Here is an 18,374-nt window from a genome sequence, read left to right on the forward strand (position 1 = left end):
TGTGGTTGACTGGGTGAAATCGGTTCGGATAACGGCGCATTATAACCATTCGGCCGGCATGCCGTTAAGGCGTGGGCAGCAATTCAGTGAGACGCCCATACCGCAAGCAGGGGACACCAGGGCCGTCAGCGGGAATCGGAAGGATAGCGCTGACGGCCACTCGCCCGGTTCAGGGCGTCCAGGCGCTCCCGCTTCTCGCCCAGGCGGATTTCCAGCCCCCTGGGGACCGGCTCATAGTAACGTCTCTGGTGAATCTCCTCCGGCAGATAGGCCTCGCCCGCGGCGAAAGCATCCTGCTCATCGTGGGCATAGCGGTACTCCTGCCCATAGCCGAGATCTTTCATCAGGGAGGTCGGTGCATTGCGGATATGTACCGGCACCTGGTAGTCCGGGTCCTTGCGGATGTCCGCCATACAGCGGTTGTAGGCGTTATAGACAGCATTGCTCTTGGGCGCCAGGGCCAGGTAGGTGACCGCCTGGGCAAGAGCCAGTTCGCCTTCCGGTGAGCCCAGACGCTCCAGCACATCCCACGAATCCAGGCACAGTCGCAAAGCCCGCGGATCCGCGTTGCCGATATCCTCAGAGGCTATGCGCACCAGCCGCCGTGCCACGTACAGGGGATCAGCACCGCCGTCCAGCATCCGGCACATCCAGTACAGCGAGGCATCCGGGTCCGAACCCCGCACCGCCTTGTGAAGTGCTGAAATCTGGTCGTAGAAAACGTCGCCGCCCTTGTCAAAGCGCCGCAGGCTGCTCTGGAGCACCTGCTCCAGCACGGCCTCGGTGATCTCCGGCGTGCCGTCCGGGCCCGGCTCGGCCAGGTCGGAGGCCACCTCCAGTACGTTCAGCGCACGCCTTGCGTCGCCACTGCCGGCGGAGGCCATCAGTCCGAGTACCCGGTCGCTTACGGTAACCTTGCCCGCCAGTCCCGAGTCCGACACCAGGGCCCGTTGCAGGAGCCCCACAAGATCCTGTTCTTCCAGATTCCGGAGCACATAGACCCTGGTCCGGGACAGCAGCGCACTGTTCAGCTCAAAGGAAGGGTTTTCGGTAGTGGCGCCCACAAAGATGAAGGTGCCGTCCTCGATGTGGGGCAGAAAGGCATCCTGCTGGCTCTTGTTGAAGCGATGAACCTCGTCCACGAACAGCAGGGTGTCCCGCCCTTCCGCCTGTTTGCGGCTGTGCGCCCGGTCCACGGCGGCCCGGATGTCCTTGACCCCCGAGAGGACTGCCGACAGGGTTTCGTATCCCATATCGCCGACGCTGGCCAGTAGCCGGGCAAAGGTGGTCTTGCCCACCCCCGGAGGCCCCCAGAGAATCATGGAGTGCAACTGGCCCTGCTCCACAGCTTTGCGCAGGGGCTTGCCGGGACCGACCAGGTGCGCCTGCCCCACGTATTCATCAAGGCTGAGCGGGCGCATGCGGGCGGCAAGGGGCTCGAAACCCCGCTGGTCACTGAACAGGCTATCCTGCATTACTCAGTGCCCTGAATCACATCCACAGTGTCGGGATAGTCCAGTTCGAACGCTTCGTCGGATACCGGCTCATTGATGCGGACGTTACCGAATTCAAGTTCGGTACGCTGGGACAGGGAATCCTCCAGTCGCATGGCCTGGAGTTCACCGTCATAGAAGGTGAGGGTCAGGGAGACGAACAGGGAATCCTCATTGCGGGGCAACAACGTGTACTCGCGGGTATTGTCACCGTACTTTTCTTCGCTGATGTCGTAGGTTTCAGCAAGGCTGTCCGTTTCGCCGCTGAGCAACAGGGCCGGAGTGGTACTCACCTGCTCATCCAGATCCTGGACAGTGACCTGCTCCAGGTCCGGGTCGTATAGCTCAACGGTTTCACCGTTGCTCACGATGAACTGGTTGGCGGGGGGATCGGTTTCCCAGTAGAACAGGCCTGGCCGCTTGGCCTTCAGGTTGCCGGTGCTTTCCTGCATGACCCGTCCCTGTTCATCGGCCACCACCTGGGTGAAGCCAGCCTGGAAGGTGGAATAACTGCTTAGGGCATCCGCCAGGCGGTCCGCAGCACTCTCCGCGGACGTAGCTACGCCTGTGGTCATCAATAGCAGCGCGAGTGAACCAAGTAGTGCGCGACCCGTTTTGATCATTCAGAACCTCCTGATAACTCAGGCTTTCGGGGGTGGCGGCGCCAGGACTTCCCGGGCACCGTTGTGGCCGGCGGGACTGACGACGCCGGCGGCTTCCATGGCATCCACCAGGTTGGCGGCCCGGTTGTAGCCAATCTTGAACTTGCGCTGAACCGACGAGATCGACACTCGGCGCCCCTCGGTGACAAAGGCGACCGCCTCATCAAACAGGGCATCCCCTTCGCTGTCACCGCCACCCTCGGTCAGGGTGGGCACACCGGGCAGGCTCTCGCCCTCGGCCCCATTAAGGACATCATCAACGTATTCCGGTTCCCCGCGGGCTTTCCAGGCGTTGACGATGCGGTGTACTTCATCATCATCGACAAAGGCACCGTGGACCCGCACCGGTAACCCTGAACCCGGCGGCAGGTATAGCATGTCGCCATGGCCCAGCAGCTGCTCCGCCCCGCCCTGGTCCAGAACCGTCCGGGAATCAATCTTGGACGAAACCTGGAAGGAGATGCGGGTGGGAATGTTCGCCTTGATCAGACCGGTAATGACGTCCACCGACGGGCGCTGGGTAGCCAGAATCAGGTGAATACCCGCGGCCCGGGCCTTCTGGGCAATACGGGCAATGAGCTCTTCCACCTTCTTGCCGACGATCATCATCATGTCGGCGAACTCGTCGATCACGACTACGATAAACGGCAGGGTTTCGAGTTCCGGACGCTCCTGTTCCTCGTTATCCAGGTATTCGTCCGGCTTCCAGAGCGGATCCAGCAGAGGCTCGCCGGCAGCACGGGCATCTTTGACCTTGCGGTTGTAGCCGGCAATATTGCGCACGCCCAGGTTCGCCATCAGCTTGTATCGGCGTTCCATCTCCGCCACGCACCAGCGCAGGGCATTGGCCGCCTCCTTCATGTCGGTCACTACCGGTGATAACAGGTGCGGTATACCCTCGTAGATGCTCAGCTCGAGCATCTTCGGGTCAACCATGATGAAGCGCACCTCATCCGGCGTGGCCTTCAGCAGCATGCTCAGCAACATGGCATTGACGCCCACTGACTTGCCCGAACCGGTGGTACCAGCCACCAGCAGGTGTGGCATCTTCGACAGGTTCGCAACCATGGGATTGCCGCCGATGTCATTACCAAGGGCCAGCGTCAGTGGCGATGAAGACTCGGTAAACACGCGCGCACCCAGTACTTCGCTCAGGCGTACCATTTCCCGTTTCTCGTTGGGTATCTCAATACCCACCACCGATTTGCCAGGAATCACCTCAACCACCCGGACACTCAGCACCGCCAGAGACCGGGCCAGGTCCTTCGCCAGGTTGGAAATCTTGCTAACCTTCACCCCGGGAGCGGGCTTGATTTCGAACCGGGTGATAACCGGCCCGGGGTTAACCTCCACCACTTCCACGGTCACACCGAAGTCCGCCAGCTTTTCTTCCAGCATGCGGGACATGTATTCAAGGGATTCCTCGGAATAACCCCTTTCCTGGTGCTCGTCCGGCGGGTCCAGCAGGGTCAGCGGGGGAATCGGGCTTTCCAGGTCCTCGAACAGGGAGGCCTGTTTACGGGTCTTTTCCTTCTCGGATTCACCGTCGTCGTCGCGCTTGAAGGGTGAGATCTTCACCTTACTGGCGTTGCCGGCATTGCTGAATGCCTTTGCTGGCCTGACAGACTCCGGTTCGGGCTCTGAGTCATCACGGGAGCTGAAACTCTCAAGCAGTACAGGCTCGTCGTCATCCGGACGACGACGCGCCGAACCGGTTTGCTCCTTGCCCTTGCCGGATGCCCCAGGGGCCACATCGGGTCTCTCCCGACCACCAAATGGCCACAAGCGGCGCCACCAGGATGGCTGCTCCGCGACCTCGCTATCACTGGTCAGCAGTGGCGGCTCTGGCTCCTTCCGGACCGACTCTTTTTTCCTTGAGGTGTCCGTTTCATCCCCGGGGGAAAAGAGTCCGCGAATCCACAACAGGCCATTCAGGGTCACCCCCCCTACCCTGTCCATCAGGCGGAACCAGGACAATCCCGTGGTCACCGTCAGTGCAAACAGGAATATGGCTACCAGAATCAGGGTCGTGGCGGGCAGATTGAAGAACCGCACCATGGCGGAAGACACCGCCTGCCCCAGTACACCCCCGGAGGTGGCCCCGAGACCAAACAGCGAATACAGGGCCAGCAGGCTACAGGCCGACAGTAGAATGAGCAGGAAGCCACCGGCCCGCATCAGCAGCAGAGGCCAGTGCATTTCCAGAGGGTCGTGGCGCAGCCTGATCAGCAGCAGAGCGTAGCCGGCCACCATCAGTGGGAACAGGTAGGACACCTGCCCGAAAACATCCATCAGCAGGCTGGCAAGCCAGGCGCCGAAGCGGCCTGCGGCGTTGTCGACCCGCATGTCGTGACCGATGGATGCCCAGCCGGGATCCGAGGCGCTGTAGGTGATCAGCGCCATGGCAAGGAAGATGGCAAGCGCGATAAGCGCGATCACCAGACCTTCCCTGGCCCCCTGGGCTACCAGGCGGCGAAACCGTTGCTGTTTCTCGCTGAGCGCCGCTGGGGCTTTTTCTTGCTTGCCGGTTCTAGCCATGAAGTCGGGACACAATCCTCTGCTGATGAAATGGCGAAAGCATCAATACCGCCGGCATCAAGTACCGAGGGCCTGCAGCCCCCGCTTCATGTCGTTCTTCAGGTCGTCCAGGGCTTCAATGCCTACTGACAGGCGGATCAGGTTATCGGTGATTCCCGCCAGTGCCTTGTCTTCCGGTGACAGCCGCCCGTGGGTGGTGGTGCCGGGGTGGGTGATGGTGGTTTTCACATCCCCCAGGTTGGCGGTTATGGACACCATCCGGGTAGCATCAATAAAGGCCCAGGCTTCGGGCTGACCACCCCTGACAGTGAACGACAACACACCGCCATAGCCATCCTGCTGGCGACTGGCCAGCTGATGCTGCGGGTGGGTTTCCAGGCCCGCGTAATAGACCTTCTCCACCCCCGGCTGCTGCTCCAGCCAGCGGGCCAACTGTAACGCATTCTCACAGTGTGCACGCATACGGATTGGTAAGGTTTCCAGTCCCTTATGGAATACCCAGGCGTTGAAAGGGCTCATGGTCGGGCCGGCTGAACGCAGGAATCCGTAGACCTCTTCCATCAGCTTATGGTTACCCACCACCACGCCTCCGACGCACCGGCCCTGTCCGTCCAGGTACTTGGTGGCGGAGTGAATGATGATATCCGCGCCAAACTCCAGCGGGCGCTGGAGAACCGGGGTGCAGAAACAGTTGTCCACCACGAACAGGGCGCCGTTGCTGTGGGCAAGGTTCGCCAGCGCCGACAGGTCGGCGACTTCACAAAGGGGATTCGACGGCGTTTCGATAAAGAGCATCCGTGTACGCTCGTTTACCGCCTCCCGCCAGCCGTCCATATCGGTCAGACTGACAAAACTGGTGCTGACCCCGAAGCGGGCCAGGTATTTCTGGAACAGTACGTTGGTGGTACCGAATACGCCCCGTGAGCACACCACATGGTCGCCACTCTGCAACAGCGACAGGCAGGTTGCCAGGATGGCTGCCATGCCGGAGGCAGTGGCAACGGCGCGCTCACCCCCTTCCATGGCGGCAATGCGTTCTTCAAAGGCCCGCACGGTGGGGTTGGTGAAACGGGAATAGATATTGCCCGGCTCATCACCGCCGAACCTTGCCGCCGCCTGGGCGGCGCTGCCATAGACGAAGCTGGACGTGGGAAAGATTGCGTCGCTGTGCTCCAGCTCTCCGGTACGATGCTGGCCGGCCCGTACCGCGAGGGTGTCCACGGAGACCCCTTCCAGGTCCGCTTCCGGAATCATGATGTGCTCTTCGCGGCGTTGCGTCATGGTGCTCCTGGCCTCAGTCTTCGTCGTTATGCAGATCAATGATACCGTTATCTGTGGGCAACCCGGCCTGCTCGGCTTCCCGGGCTTCATCCCGGCGCAGGGCATCCAGCCGGGCCAGGTAAGCCTCGTCAACGTCGCCGGTAATGTACCTGCCATTGAAAACCGAACATTCCCAGCCCTCAATGTCCGGGTTCACATCATCGACACAGGAAATCAGGTCATCGAGGTCCTGATACACCAGCCAGTCAGCGCCGATCAGGGTCTGGATCTCTTCCACCGTGCGGTCATGGGCGATCAGCTCCTGGGGCGACGGCATATCAATACCGTACACGTTGGGGAAGCGCACCGGGGGGGCGGCGGAAGCAAAGTACACCTTGCGTGCACCGGCGTCCCGGGCCATCTGGATAATCTCATGGCAGGTGGTGCCCCGCACAATGGAGTCATCCACCAGCATCACGTTCTTGCCGCGAAACTCCAGGTCGATAGGGTTGAGCTTCTGGCGCACAGACTTCTTGCGCATCTTCTGGCCGGGCATGATGAAGGTACGGCCGATATAACGGTTCTTGATGAAGCCTTCACGGAACTTGACGCCAAGCCGGTGGGCCATTTGAAGCGCTGAGGTACGACTGGTATCCGGGATGGGTACGACAACATCAATGTCATGGTCCGGCCTCTCCCGCAGCACCTTGTCGGCCAGGGTTTCCCCCATACGCAGCCTCGCCTTGTACACGGACACCTGGTCCATGATGGAGTCCGGACGGGCAAAATAGACATGCTCGAAGATACAGGGGTTAAGACTGGGGGCTTCCGCGCACTGCTGGGTATACAACGTTCCGTCGGTCTCGATATAGACCGCCTCGCCCGGCGCAATATCCCTCACCAGCTTGTAGCCGGCGGCACTCAGGGCTACGCTCTCGGAGGCAATCATGTAGTCCTTGCCCTCGTCGGTTTCCCGCACGCCGTAGCAGGCCGGGCGGATGCCGTTGGGGTCGCGGAAACCGACAATGCCATAACCGGTGATCATGGCGATGACCGCATAGGCGCCCCGGCAACGCTTGTGAACCGCCCGCACTGCGGCAAAGATCTCTTCCCTGGTGGGGTTGAGCTTGCCCAGTTTCTGCAGTTCATGGGCAAAGACGTTCAGCAACACTTCCGAATCGGAATTGGTGTTGATATGACGCAGGTCGGTGCGGAACAGGTCACGGGCGAGCTCGTCGGCATTGGTCAGGTTGCCGTTATGGGCCAGCGTAATGCCGTAGGGGCTGTTGACGTAGAACGGCTGGGCTTCGGCGGAGCTGGAGCTGCCTGCGGTGGGATACCGCACATGGCCGATGCCCACGTTACCCACCAGCCGGCGCATGTGGGAAGTGCGGAACACATCACGCACCAGGCCATTGTCCTTACGCAGATAAAAACGGTCATCCTGGAAGGTTACGATACCGGCCGCATCCTGGCCCCGGTGCTGGAGTACCGTCAGGGCGTCATACAACGCCTGGTTGACATACTGCGTACTGACAATTCCTACAATTCCACACATGGGTGTTGCGTTCTCCAGAACATTGAAACAACGGTGTTACTCAAAGCGCCTGGGACTTTACGGCCCCGGACACCTGCTCCCGGACCACGTCGCCCGATGGCGGCGGTCCCAGGAAGCGCTCAAACTCGTCCCCGAAGGTGCGCCGGGACCAGTCTTCCACCACACTCATCCGCTCAATCATTACGGACGTTCGCCACCAGGTGTCTTCGGCCAGCGGGGTATAACGGGTAAAGGCGATGGCGACCACCACCACAACCAGTCCTCGCAAAAGCCCGAACACCATGCCCAGCACCCGGTCGGTAGCGCTGAGCCCGGTTACCCGGACCAGATGGCCAATCAGGTTATTGATGATGGCCCCGACGATCAGGGTCGCCACAAACAGGATGGCAAAGGCAGCAATCAGGCGAACCAGCGGTGTCTCCACCGTACCGGCAAGGAGGGACTGCATCTGGGGGTGAAAAGTACGGGCGACAATGAATGCAGCCACCCAGGTAATAAGCGACAGGGCTTCCCTGACGAAGCCCCTCTTCAGGCTGATCAGGGTGGAAATTGTCAGCAGGGCGATAATGACCCAGTCGATCCAGATCAGCGCGTTCATGAATTACCCGGTGATGAACAGGAACCGCGAATTCTATCAGGAATCACCGGTAACCCAAACCACCTGGCCCACCGCAGGGCCCCTGGATCAGCCGGGGCTGGCCCGAATTCCGGTCCGGGGCCGGGATGGTGGATTGCGCTTAGCCCTTGCCTTTCGTTACCAGGGCCTGAACACCAAATGCCTCATCAAGGACCGTCTTGGCTTTCTCTGCTTCGGCTTTTTCGGCGAAAGGGCCTGAAAAGACACGGATCAGTCGCTGGTCGCCACGGGTGACTTCCTGCAGATGGGCGCCATAGCCCCGCTCCCGGACACCGTCGCGAAGTCGGCGGGCATTCTCTTCACTGCCAAAGCTCCCCAACTGCAGTACCCAGGCTCCCTCCAGGGTACGCTCAAAGTCCGCGCTCTCATCGGAAGCTGAACCCGAGGCGGTCTCTGCACTGCCGGCAACCGTTTCTTCCGACTCGGTGCTCTCCCTATCGGTGCCTGTCTCTTCAGGGGTTCTGGCTTGCTGCTGGCTCTGCTGTTCATCAGAGGCCGAGGCACTAGCAGACTCTTCCTCACCCACCAGCGGCACTTCGTCTTCTGCGGGTACTGCCGGATCCTCACTGGCTACCGGAGGCTCCTGTCCCATGGCGGGATCTTCGACAACATCGGGCGTGGGCGGCTCCACTTCCTCGACGCGGTAATCCGGTACACCGTCCAGCCGTTCCCTGTCATCGGGGGCGGTAACTTCCGGGAACGGAGGTTCTTCCGGAATGTCCAGGGAACGCACCGCACGCTCGTCATGGGGCTCGTCAAACATCATCGGCACGAAAATCACCGCCAGTGAAATCAGCACCAATGCACCTATGATCCGCTGCTTCAATCCGCTCACCTTACTTCGGCTCCCTGTTGCAGGCCTGGCATTTGCCGGAACATGACTGCCCCTTGCAGAGGCGCCAACACCTGTGAATATAACCGCCGTAAAACCCCAACTCAAAGTGGCAGCGGGTCTATGACCAATTTGTAAGGCGTTTCCGGCCGTGATCCGGGGCTAGGAGAAAAAGCGCCGTCCTTCAGCGACCGTGTAAAAGGAGCCAAAGATCAGCACCAGCCCGTCGTCTCCTGCGCTGTCCAGGGCCCTTTCAATGGCCCCGGAAACGGTTGCACAGGTTGTCAGCCTGTCTTTCGGAATCACCGTCTGAACCCGCTCGAGAAGCGCCTCTGCCGACAACCCCCGTGTCACCTCCAGGCCACCAATGAACCACTGGTCCACTGTCGGGGCCAGCGCCCGCGCCACGCCGGCTGAATCTTTGTCGGACAGCCCGCCATAAACGGCGAACACGCGGCTGTAACGGCCGGTATCCCGCAGAGTCCTGAGCCGCCGGGACAACCAGTGGGCGGCGTGGGGATTGTGCCCCACATCCAGGAAGACATCAGGACGCCGGGCAACCTGCTCGAACCTGCCTGGCAACGAGACGGCGGCGAGCACTTCTCCGATCTGCGGGTCCGACAGCGCCAGCTCCAGCTCGTTCGCTGCCACCGCTGCGGCGGCAAGGCTGTTGACCGGCAGGCGGTCCGCCGGAAGCGGTAACTGGTGCCCGGAGTCGGTTTGCACCATAACCCGGTCGCCTTCCCGGCTGATCACGTACCCCTTTCCGGGGCGCAGCAGCTGCACCCGCTGGGCGCTGGCCTGCTGCAACACCGACGGAGGCGGATCCAGGTCTGCATAAACAGCGGTCTGCCCGGGCCTCAGTATGCCGGCTTTCTCGAACCCGATGGCGTCGCGGTCATCGCCCAGCCAGGCGGTATGATCCAGGTCGACAGAGGTGATAATGGCAAGATCCGCATCCAGCACGTTGACCGCATCAAGGCGACCGCCAAGACCGACCTCCAGCACCATATTATCGACACCGGCTTCTGCCATCACCAGAAACGCAGCAAGGGTACCAAACTCGAAATAGGTCAGGGACACATCCCGCCGGGCCGCCTCTACCTGCTCAAAGGCGCGGACAAGGGCTTCGTCGGAGGCATTATGCCCATTAATGCGTACCCGCTCGTTGTAAACGAACAAATGGGGAGAGGTATAGCTGCCCACCGTTGCACCGGAAGCGAGCAGCAGGGCCTCAAGGGCAGCGACCGTACTGCCCTTGCCGTTGGTGCCGCCCACGGTGATCACGCGGGCCTGCGGACGACCGGGCATCAGCCGCCGCAAAACGATCAGTACCCGGTCAAGTCCCAGCTCCATCTCCACAGGATGGATGGACTCCAGGTAGGTCAGCCATTGACCGAGAGAAGCGCCTGGCTCCGGAGCCAGGACTCCATCACTCGCGGGCATCGGCCGTATCAGGGCTGTCGGGGCGTTCACTCACCTCGAACTCGATGGGTGCCTCGCTGGCCGGTTGCTCCTGGCCGGTGAATTTGGCCAGCAGGGAGGCAATGCGCTCCCGCATCTTGTGCCGGTGAAGAATTATGTCGATTGCACCATGCTCCAGCAGAAATTCACTGCGCTGGAAGCCTTCCGGCAGTTTCTCTCGCACGGTCTGTTCGATAACCCGGGGGCCGGCAAAGCCGATCAGTGCATAGGGCTCGGCAATATTGAGGTCTCCCAGCATGGCGAGACTGGCGGAGACCCCACCAAACACCGGATCGGTCATCACGGAAATATAGGGAATACCCTCCTGCTTCATCCGCTCCAGGACCGCAGCAGTCTTGGACATCTGCATCAGCGACAGTATGGCTTCCTGCATGCGGGCGCCACCGGAGGCTGAAAAGCAGACCAGCGGGATACGCTCTTCGAGGCAGATATTGGCGGCCTGCACAAACTTCTCGCCCACGACCTGCCCCATGGAGCCGCCCAGAAAGTTGAACTCGAAGGCGCAAGCCACCAGAGGGATACCCAGGGTACGACCTTTCATGACAACCAGGGCGTCTTTTTCGCCGGTGGCCTTCTGATTCTGGGCCAGGCGTTCCTTGTAACGGCGGGTGTCCTTGAACTTGAGACGATCCCAGGGCTCCAGGTCGGCGGCCACTTCCTCGCGCCCATCCTCGTCCAGGAAGATCTCCAGGCGGCGGCGGGCGGTTACCCGCAGGTGATGGTTACACTTGGGGCAGACATCCAGGTTCTTGTCCAGTTCAGGCTTGTAGAGAAAGGCGCCGCACTTGGGGCATTTCTTCCACAGTCCTTCCGGCACACCGGTCCGCTGCTTGGATTCCGAGCGAATCTTGCTCGGCATGATCTTGTCTAGCCAGTTACTCATGTTGTCATCCTGTCATTCCATGCCGACTGAACCGGCGGCCTCAGGAGGCCAGCCCGTCCAGCGCTTCGCGCATCGGGTGCAACAGATCCGTCAGGGCCTGCCTGAGGGCGGAGGGATCTGCCTGATGGTGGGCTATTGTATCCACCAGCACAGAGCCGACTATTACACCATCGGATACCTTACCGACCGCTGCCGCGGTTTCAGCGTCACGAATACCGAAACCGACACCCACCGGCAGCGCGGTGATCCGGTGCACGTTGGCCACCTTGCGACCAACCTCTTCCACATCAATCGACGCGGAACCGGTCACCCCTTTGACTGAAACATAGTACACATACCCGGAAGAGTGTTCACTGATCGCACGTATCCGGTCGTCGCTGGTGGTGGGCGACAGCAGGAAAACCGGGTCCATCCGGCGACGGGTGAACAGGGGGGCAACGTCCTCCGCCTCTTCCGGCGGCAGGTCCACGGTCAGGATGCCGTCCACGCCCGCATCGGCAGCGGCATCCGCAAACGCCTCGTAGCCCATGGCCTCCATCGGGTTGAGATACCCCATCAGTACCACCGGCGTGCTCTGGTCCTGCTCCCGGAAGGCTTTAACCATGCCGATAACCTGACGCAGCGAGGTGCCATGTTTCAGCGCACGCTCACAGGCCAGCTGAATCACCGGCCCGTCTGCCATGGGATCGGAGAACGGTACTCCCAGCTCGATAATATCGGCACCAGCCGTCGCCAGTGTGTGCATCAGCTCCACGGTCTGATCCGGGTGGGGATCACCGGCGGTGATATACGGAATCAATGCCTTGCGGCCCTGTTTCCTGAGGTTTTCAAGCACCCCTGCAATGCGACTCATGCCTGCTCCTGTATCAATTGAATCCGGTTATCCGGCATGCTGCTCAGACCTCGATACCATCCAGTTCAGCAATGGTATGGATATCCTTGTCACCCCGACCAGACACGTTAATGACCACCATCTGATCCTTGTCCATGGTTGCAGCCAGCTTGATGGCATAGGCCACCGCGTGGGCGGTTTCCAGGGCCGGCATGATACCTTCGACCCGGGTCAGCCGCCGGAAGGCATCAAGGGCTTCCTGGTCAGTGACCGACACATAGTTTGCCCGGCCAATATCCTTCAGCCAGCTGTGCTCAGGCCCAACGCCCGGATAATCAAGTCCGGCGGAGACGGAGTGTGTACCGGCAATCTGGCCATTTTCATCTTCCATCAGGTAGGTACGGTTACCATGGAGTACACCAGGGCGCCCGGCGGCCAGCGGTGCCGCATGTTGCCCGGTCTCAATACCCAGGCCGCCGGCCTCTACACCATACAGCTGCACCGACTCGTCAGTCAGGAACGGATAGAACATGCCGATGGCGTTGGACCCTCCGCCCACACAGGCGACCAGGGCATCCGGCAGTTTACCCGCCTGATCCAGGGCCTGGACCCGGGTCTCGCGGCCGATCACCGCCTGGAAATCCCGCACCAGCAGCGGATACGGATGGGGGCCGGCAACGGTTCCAATGATGTAGAAGGTGTCGTCTACATTGGCCACCCAGTCCCGCATGGCATCGTTCATGGCGTCCTTGAGGGTACGGGTGCCACTCTCGACGGCATGGACCTGGGCGCCCAACAGCTTCATCCGGTACACGTTGAGGGACTGGCGGCGCACATCCTCCGCCCCCATGAACACGTGACATTCAAGCCCGAGACGGGCACACACGGTGGCCGTCGCCACCCCGTGCTGACCAGCGCCGGTTTCAGCGATGATGCGTTTCTTGCCGAGGAATGCAGCGAGCAGTGCCTGGCCAATGGTGTTGTTCACCTTGTGGGCACCGGTGTGGTTGAGATCCTCCCGCTTGAGCCAGATCTGGGCGCCACCGGTTTCCCGGGTCAGACGCTCGGCCAGGTACAGCGGGCTGGGACGACCCACGTAATGGGCCAGGTCCTTGTCAAAGGCGGCCTGGAACTCCGGATCCTCCTTCAGGCGCAGGTATTCACGCTCAAGGGTCATCAGGGAATCCATCAGGGTCTCGGATACGAAGCGGCCGCCATAGGCGCCAAAGTGCCCCCTGGCGTCCGGCAGATGGCTCAGCATTTCTTCAGTCAGCTTGATTGACACGATTAACCTCGCTCAGAAACTCGGTAATTTTGGCGGCGTCCTTGATTCCCTTCTTCGTTGCTTTTCCTGTGTCGCCAGAGGACGCTCCGCCCGGATTGTCGGACGCTTCCACACCGCCGCTGACGTCCACCCCCCAGGGGCGCACCTGACGGATGGCTTCAGCAACATTGTTGGCATCCAGCCCACCCGCAAGAATCAAAGGCATGGGGCGCTGTTCCGGTATGACCGACCAGTCAAAACTCTGACCGGTTCCGCCGTAACGCTGAGGGTCATACGCATCCACCAGCAAACCCGATGCCCGGTGCCAGCATTCGAAACCCTGTTCGACATCATCCCGCGCCCGGACCCGGATGGCCTTGATCCAGCGGCGATGAAACTGGCCACAGAACTCAGGGGATTCGTCACCATGGAACTGCAACAGATCCAGGGGCACCCTGGACAAAACCTGCTCTACCAGCATCCGGTCCGGGTTCACAAACAACCCGGTCAGGGTGACGAAGGCCGGAACGGCATCCGCAATAGCACGGGCCTGTTCCAGAGAAACGCACCGCGGGCTGGGCTCATAGAAAACCAGTCCGACCGCATCCGCCCCTGCCGCTGCTGCCGCCACAGCATCTTCGGGTCGGGTGATACCACAAATCTTGGTGCGTGTACGGCCAGGTTGCACGTTGGTCCTCCGGTGAGTGTCAGGTACTGATTGCCGGCTTGCGATGAACCCAGCTTGGCGGCACCGGCGCATTGTCAGCGTCGTCAAACCAGGGCCGGACGAAGGATGGCCCGCAACTGGCACCGGGAATGCCGAACGCTTCCGGATAGCCGACATCCACCAGGTACAGACCGGCAGACGGGGCAGTAGGTCCCGCCCTGCGACGATCCCGGCCGGCGAGAACCCCGGCCACCCATTCCGGCGGATATTTACCCTGCCCCACTGCCATCAGGGCCCCGGCAAAATTCCGCACCATATGGTGCAGGAACGCATTGGCCTGGACATCGATAACAACATAATCACCGTGACGGCTGACCCGGACAAACTCCACAAACCGCCAGGGCGACCGGGACTGACAACCCGCCGCCCGAAAGGCACTGAAGTCGTGCTCGCCTTCCAGATTGCGGGCAGCTTTCTGCATCGCCCCACTGTCGAGCGGACGAAACGTCCAGCTGACCTGGGGCGCCAGCAACGCGGGGCGCACCGGACCGTTGAAGATAACATAACGATAGCGGCGGTACACGGCAGAAAAACGGGCATGGAAGGGTTCCGGTGCATTTCCGGCCCAGTGAACCGCAATGGACGATGGCAGAGCCGTATTGATGCCCATCACCCACGAGCGGCGATCCCTCACCGCCCGGGTGTCAAAGTGGACCACCTGATAGCTGCCATGAACGCCCGCATCAGTACGCCCGGCACAGACCAGGTCCACGGGTTCGTTCGCCACCCTGCTGACAGCACGGGCCAGCTCAGCCTCCACGGATGGCACGCCACTCTTCTGCAGCTGCCAGCCATGGTAGGCGGCCCCGTCATACTCCAGCACAAGGGCGACCCTGCCCTCGCCAATGGCGTTATCGGTGGTTAACGGTATGGAGGTCTGAAACAAGCGACTACCTGAAAATCATGGGGTCTGTGACACAAGAACGCCGGCATCAGCCGGCGTTCGAAGCAAGGGAAGGATTATAACCCATCAGGGCAGCTTTTTGAGTAACGCCTGTGCATCTCCTATCTGGTCCTCGGTGCCTTCCAGAATGACCTCCTCCAGAATTTCCCGGGCACCCTCGCTATCGCCCATATCGACGTAGGCGCGGGCCAGGTCCAGCTTAGTGGCCACTTCGTCTGTTCCGGACAGGAAGTCGAAGTCGTCATCCTCGCCAAGGGAGGCCTCGTCGATTTCATCGATGCCTGCAGCACCAGCAGGCTTCCCGGATTCAGTATCCGGAACTGCCGGCTCGCCATCCAGCTCACTGTCCAGATCGTCCAGCTCGGGAATCTCCAGGTCGGACAGGTCATTGTCCGCCAGACCTTCCTCATCGTCACCGGTCAAATCCCCGTCGTCCAGGTCCAGGTCGCCGAGATCCAGCTGACTCTCATCTTCAGGCTCGCTATCAGACACCTGATCCATTAATGCCAGGTCTTCATCAGAGACATCAAGCTCAAGGTTGTCCAGGCTGTCACTGGTGTCGTCTTCCGAGGCCACCTTGTCCAGCTCGGCATCCAGCTCATCAAGGAAGGACTCGTCAAGCTCGGCTTCCTCTTGCGGGTTGATCGAATCGTCCACTGGCTCTGGCTCGCCCGCCGTGTCTTCGAGGTCGAAGTCAGCGAAATCCAGATCGTCTTCTTCTGTGACATCCGCGGCTCCTTCGACGTCCTCGCCCTGGGGCTCGCTGTCGATACCGGCGTCGTCGAGTTCGAGGGAGCTGAACTCATCCTCCAGATCCAGCGGCTCTTCTTCCGGAGTCTCGGGCGAGTCAGCATCGTCGCTATCTTCCGGCAATTCGAAATCGATGCCCGAGAAGTCATCTGCCTCCTCAGGCTCACCGGCAGTAGCTTCCTCCTCAGAGGGCTGCGCTTCCGCAGTGCCAGTGGTATCAAAACCGGTGAAGTCGTATTCGATATCGCCATCGTCCTGCTGTTCGTCGACGGCGTCGCTCTCTTCTTCTGGCAGGTCCAGCTCTTCAAAGGCTGACATCAGCTCACTGGACTCCTGATCTTCCGAAGTAGCCGCTGCAGAACCGGGCGCAGCCGCTCCGGCAAGACCGGCACCCGCGGCAGCGCCGCCGGCAACATCCCGACCCCGCAACTGGGATTCCAGCTCATCGATGCTCGGAGTCGACTCAACCTCTTCGAGCCGTGCGCGCAGCGCCTCGGCCTCCGGCTGAGCATCCTCATGTTCCATGGCCTCAAGCTCGGCATACTGCTTGTCGAAGGCAGCACGGTTACCGGTATCGGCATAGACAGCCAGCAGCTTCAGGCGCAGGTCGGAACGACTTGGCTCCCGCGAAATCGCGTTTTCGAGCACCTCGGCAGCGGAGTCATGCTGACCGTATGAGATATAGCGGTCGGCTTCCTCCATGGCGTTGACCGAGTCAGCGGCGTCCTGCTCACCCAGGGTGAGTTCGAAGCCGTCATCATCGGCTTCGTCGTCAAGCTGCTGGTAGAACTCGTCGTCCTTGCTTGCCCGGCGGCGGGAGATCAGCAACACCAGTAACAGCAGAAGCACCAGGAAACCGCCAAGGGCGATCTGGTACATGAAGTTACCGGCAATCAGGTCAATGGCCGTCGCCAGGAAACCTTTTTCCGACTCGGCGCGATCATCAGTACCGGTTGCGGCCGGTTGCTGCTCTGGCTGCTCACCGCTGGCCACAACCGGATCGTCTGCAGGTACAGACTCTTCGGTGCTTTCGCCTGCGCCTTCATCTTCAGCCGGTTCTGCCGCCAGATCCTGCCCGTCGGCTTGAGCTTCCGGGGCACTGGAATCGGCATCAGCGCCGGGCTCTCCGGACTGATCAATGGCCGCAGCATCGCCTCCATCAGCGACCGCTTCGGCTTCATTACCGGCCTCATCAGTAGCATCGGCCATATCCGATGCCTGGTCACCGGCCTGGTCGTTGCCATCTTCGCCGGTTTCGGCATCGGACTGACCATCTGCCAGCGTCGCGTCACCAGTCCCGCCTGCGCCGTCGTCGGGCTGACCGGCCGAGTCCTGTATCTCGGCCAGTTGGCTATCTTTCAGTTCAATCAGCCGCTCGAGGGTTTCCACCTGATCCTGCAGGTCCTGAAGTCGGCTGTTGAGTTCTTCGTTTTCACGACGGGCCCGATCCAGTTCCTCAAGTGCTACGGCCGAGCCGGCATCAGCACTGCCGCCCTGAGAGCCGTCACCGCCCGCAGACCCTTCAGCACTGGCCTCTTCGCTATCTTCGGGGACTACCAGCCGAAGTTCGTCAGTGCTCTGCTGGTCGACGCCGGCAGCGCTGCCGCTCGCGGCCACATCATCACTGGTAGCGTCCACCGAGGGTTCCGGCTGGGCAATCGCCTGGTTTTGCGCGTTCACTTCCCGGTTGGCCTCGGCCTGTGTCCTAGTGCGGATATCGTCCATATCCGGCACCCGGAGCACGGCGCCGCGCTTGAGCCGGTTGATATTACCATTGATGAACGCGTCGGGATTCAGGTCCTGAATCGCCAGCATGACCTGCTGCATGGACACGCTGTTGTCCGGGCGCACCGAGCGGGCAATTTCCCAAAGGGTGTCAGATGCCTGAACCGGGTCCAGGGTGCGTGGGCCAGACGATGTTGTCCCTGTAGGTTGCTCCGCCGTGGCTGACCGGGTTTCGGCACGTGGCTCGGTTGAAGGCTGGCCGGAGGCGGAGGGAGTACGGGTTTGCTGAACAGGCTGGGCAGCGTCCGAATCCTCGGCGTAAACCGGCGGATCCACCAGCACGGAATATTCCCGCATCACACGGCCGCTGGGCCAGGTCACTTCCACCAGGAAATTGAGATAGGGTTCGCGAACAGGCTCCCGGGACGTAACCGATATCACCAGTTCGCCATTCGGCGCCGTGGTGACATTGAAATCCAGCTGGGTAAGGAAAAAGTCGCGACGAAGGCCGACACGTTCATAATCGCGTTCGGAGGCCAGATTAACGATAACATCGTCCGGGCTGACCCCTCCCGCCCTGTTGACGTCGATCTCTGCATTCAATGGCTGGTTGAGATAGGACTGAAGTTCAATTTCCCCGAGACCCAGTGCCTGTGCGACACCGGAACCAAGCCCTCCCGCCAGAGCCAGAGCAACCGCAAGCTTGCGTACCTTCATGCTTTTTCCTTACCAGTCTCCGTTATTCGTTACCGCATATTGAATACAGATTCGGACGAGGTTGGATGACTTTCGTTTTATTTAAATTAGAGTTTCGAAAGTATTGT

General features: G+C 60.9%; 14 protein-coding genes. All 14 read right to left on the reverse strand.

Annotated elements, in window-relative coordinates; all coding sequences use genetic code 11:
* Positions 1-125: 125 nt before the first annotated feature.
* Positions 126-1,475 (reverse strand): replication-associated recombination protein A, encoded by a 1,350-nt coding sequence (locus ACESMZ_RS08225; protein ID WP_372956838.1) that lies wholly within the window; start codon positions 1,473-1,475, stop codon positions 126-128.
* Positions 1,475-2,116 carry an outer membrane lipoprotein chaperone LolA gene (lolA, locus tag ACESMZ_RS08230; RefSeq protein ID WP_372956837.1) on the reverse strand — a complete coding sequence of 214 codons (642 nt, stop codon included), beginning with the start codon at positions 2,114-2,116 and terminating at the stop codon, positions 1,475-1,477. Before lolA ends, ACESMZ_RS08225 begins: the two co-directional genes overlap by 1 nt.
* A gap of 18 nt (positions 2,117-2,134) precedes the next feature.
* Positions 2,135-4,693 carry a DNA translocase FtsK gene (locus ACESMZ_RS08235; protein ID WP_372972471.1) on the reverse strand — a complete coding sequence of 853 codons (2,559 nt, stop codon included), beginning with the start codon at positions 4,691-4,693 and terminating at the stop codon, positions 2,135-2,137.
* Positions 4,694-4,750: 57 nt separating this feature from the next.
* Positions 4,751-5,974: an O-succinylhomoserine sulfhydrylase gene (locus ACESMZ_RS08240; RefSeq protein ID WP_372956835.1), complete on the reverse strand. Its 1,224-nt coding sequence runs from the start codon at positions 5,972-5,974 to the stop codon at positions 4,751-4,753.
* A gap of 13 nt (positions 5,975-5,987) precedes the next feature.
* On the reverse strand, positions 5,988-7,511 hold the full coding sequence (gene purF / locus ACESMZ_RS08245; RefSeq protein WP_372956834.1) for an amidophosphoribosyltransferase: 1,524 nt from the start codon (positions 7,509-7,511) through the stop codon (positions 5,988-5,990).
* 40 nt (positions 7,512-7,551) lie between these two features.
* Positions 7,552-8,109 (reverse strand): CvpA family protein, encoded by a 558-nt coding sequence (locus ACESMZ_RS08250; protein ID WP_372956833.1) that lies wholly within the window; start codon positions 8,107-8,109, stop codon positions 7,552-7,554.
* Positions 8,110-8,248: 139 nt separating this feature from the next.
* Entirely contained in the window at positions 8,249-8,983 is a 735-nt protein-coding gene (locus tag ACESMZ_RS08255) for an SPOR domain-containing protein (protein ID WP_372956832.1), read from the reverse strand.
* Positions 8,984-9,142: 159 nt separating this feature from the next.
* Positions 9,143-10,426 (reverse strand): bifunctional tetrahydrofolate synthase/dihydrofolate synthase, encoded by a 1,284-nt coding sequence (gene folC, locus ACESMZ_RS08260; RefSeq protein ID WP_372972472.1) that lies wholly within the window; start codon positions 10,424-10,426, stop codon positions 9,143-9,145.
* Positions 10,413-11,348, reverse strand: coding sequence for an acetyl-CoA carboxylase, carboxyltransferase subunit beta (gene accD, locus ACESMZ_RS08265; protein ID WP_372956830.1), 936 nt, complete (start codon positions 11,346-11,348; stop codon positions 10,413-10,415). Before accD ends, folC begins: the two co-directional genes overlap by 14 nt.
* 40 nt (positions 11,349-11,388) lie before the next feature.
* Positions 11,389-12,201 (reverse strand): tryptophan synthase subunit alpha, encoded by an 813-nt coding sequence (gene trpA / locus ACESMZ_RS08270; protein WP_372972473.1) that lies wholly within the window; start codon positions 12,199-12,201, stop codon positions 11,389-11,391.
* Positions 12,202-12,244: 43 nt separating this feature from the next.
* Positions 12,245-13,453 (reverse strand): tryptophan synthase subunit beta, encoded by a 1,209-nt coding sequence (gene trpB / locus ACESMZ_RS08275; protein ID WP_372956879.1) that lies wholly within the window; start codon positions 13,451-13,453, stop codon positions 12,245-12,247.
* The gene (locus ACESMZ_RS08280; RefSeq protein ID WP_372972474.1) at positions 13,446-14,132 is read right to left on the reverse strand and encodes a phosphoribosylanthranilate isomerase; all 687 of its coding nucleotides are present in this window, start codon (positions 14,130-14,132) and stop codon (positions 13,446-13,448) included. The genes trpB and ACESMZ_RS08280 overlap by 8 nt, the downstream gene beginning before the upstream one ends.
* A 19-nt stretch (positions 14,133-14,151) precedes the next feature.
* Positions 14,152-15,057, reverse strand: coding sequence for a tRNA pseudouridine(38-40) synthase TruA (gene truA / locus ACESMZ_RS08285; RefSeq protein WP_372972475.1), 906 nt, complete (start codon positions 15,055-15,057; stop codon positions 14,152-14,154).
* Positions 15,058-15,141: 84 nt separating this feature from the next.
* Positions 15,142-18,267 carry a FimV/HubP family polar landmark protein gene (locus ACESMZ_RS08290; RefSeq protein WP_372956826.1) on the reverse strand — a complete coding sequence of 1,042 codons (3,126 nt, stop codon included), beginning with the start codon at positions 18,265-18,267 and terminating at the stop codon, positions 15,142-15,144.
* Positions 18,268-18,374 lie beyond the last annotated feature (107 nt).

This window comes from Marinobacter sp., from assembly GCF_041690615.1.
Lineage (GTDB): Bacteria > Pseudomonadota > Gammaproteobacteria > Pseudomonadales > Oleiphilaceae > Marinobacter.

Coding starts and splice junctions, on each gene's coding strand:
- folC (WP_372972472.1), bottom strand. CDS start 10,426: ATGCCCGCGAGTGATGGAGTCCTGGCTCCGGAGCCAGGCGCTTCTCTC.
- lolA (WP_372956837.1), bottom strand. CDS start 2,116: ATGATCAAAACGGGTCGCGCACTACTTGGTTCACTCGCGCTGCTATTG.
- ACESMZ_RS08225 (WP_372956838.1), bottom strand. CDS start 1,475: ATGCAGGATAGCCTGTTCAGTGACCAGCGGGGTTTCGAGCCCCTTGCC.
- purF (WP_372956834.1), bottom strand. CDS start 7,511: ATGTGTGGAATTGTAGGAATTGTCAGTACGCAGTATGTCAACCAGGCG.
- trpA (WP_372972473.1), bottom strand. CDS start 12,201: ATGAGTCGCATTGCAGGGGTGCTTGAAAACCTCAGGAAACAGGGCCGC.
- ACESMZ_RS08250 (WP_372956833.1), bottom strand. CDS start 8,109: ATGAACGCGCTGATCTGGATCGACTGGGTCATTATCGCCCTGCTGACA.
- accD (WP_372956830.1), bottom strand. CDS start 11,348: ATGAGTAACTGGCTAGACAAGATCATGCCGAGCAAGATTCGCTCGGAA.
- ACESMZ_RS08240 (WP_372956835.1), bottom strand. CDS start 5,974: ATGACGCAACGCCGCGAAGAGCACATCATGATTCCGGAAGCGGACCTG.
- ACESMZ_RS08235 (WP_372972471.1), bottom strand. CDS start 4,693: ATGGCTAGAACCGGCAAGCAAGAAAAAGCCCCAGCGGCGCTCAGCGAG.
- ACESMZ_RS08290 (WP_372956826.1), bottom strand. CDS start 18,267: ATGAAGGTACGCAAGCTTGCGGTTGCTCTGGCTCTGGCGGGAGGGCTT.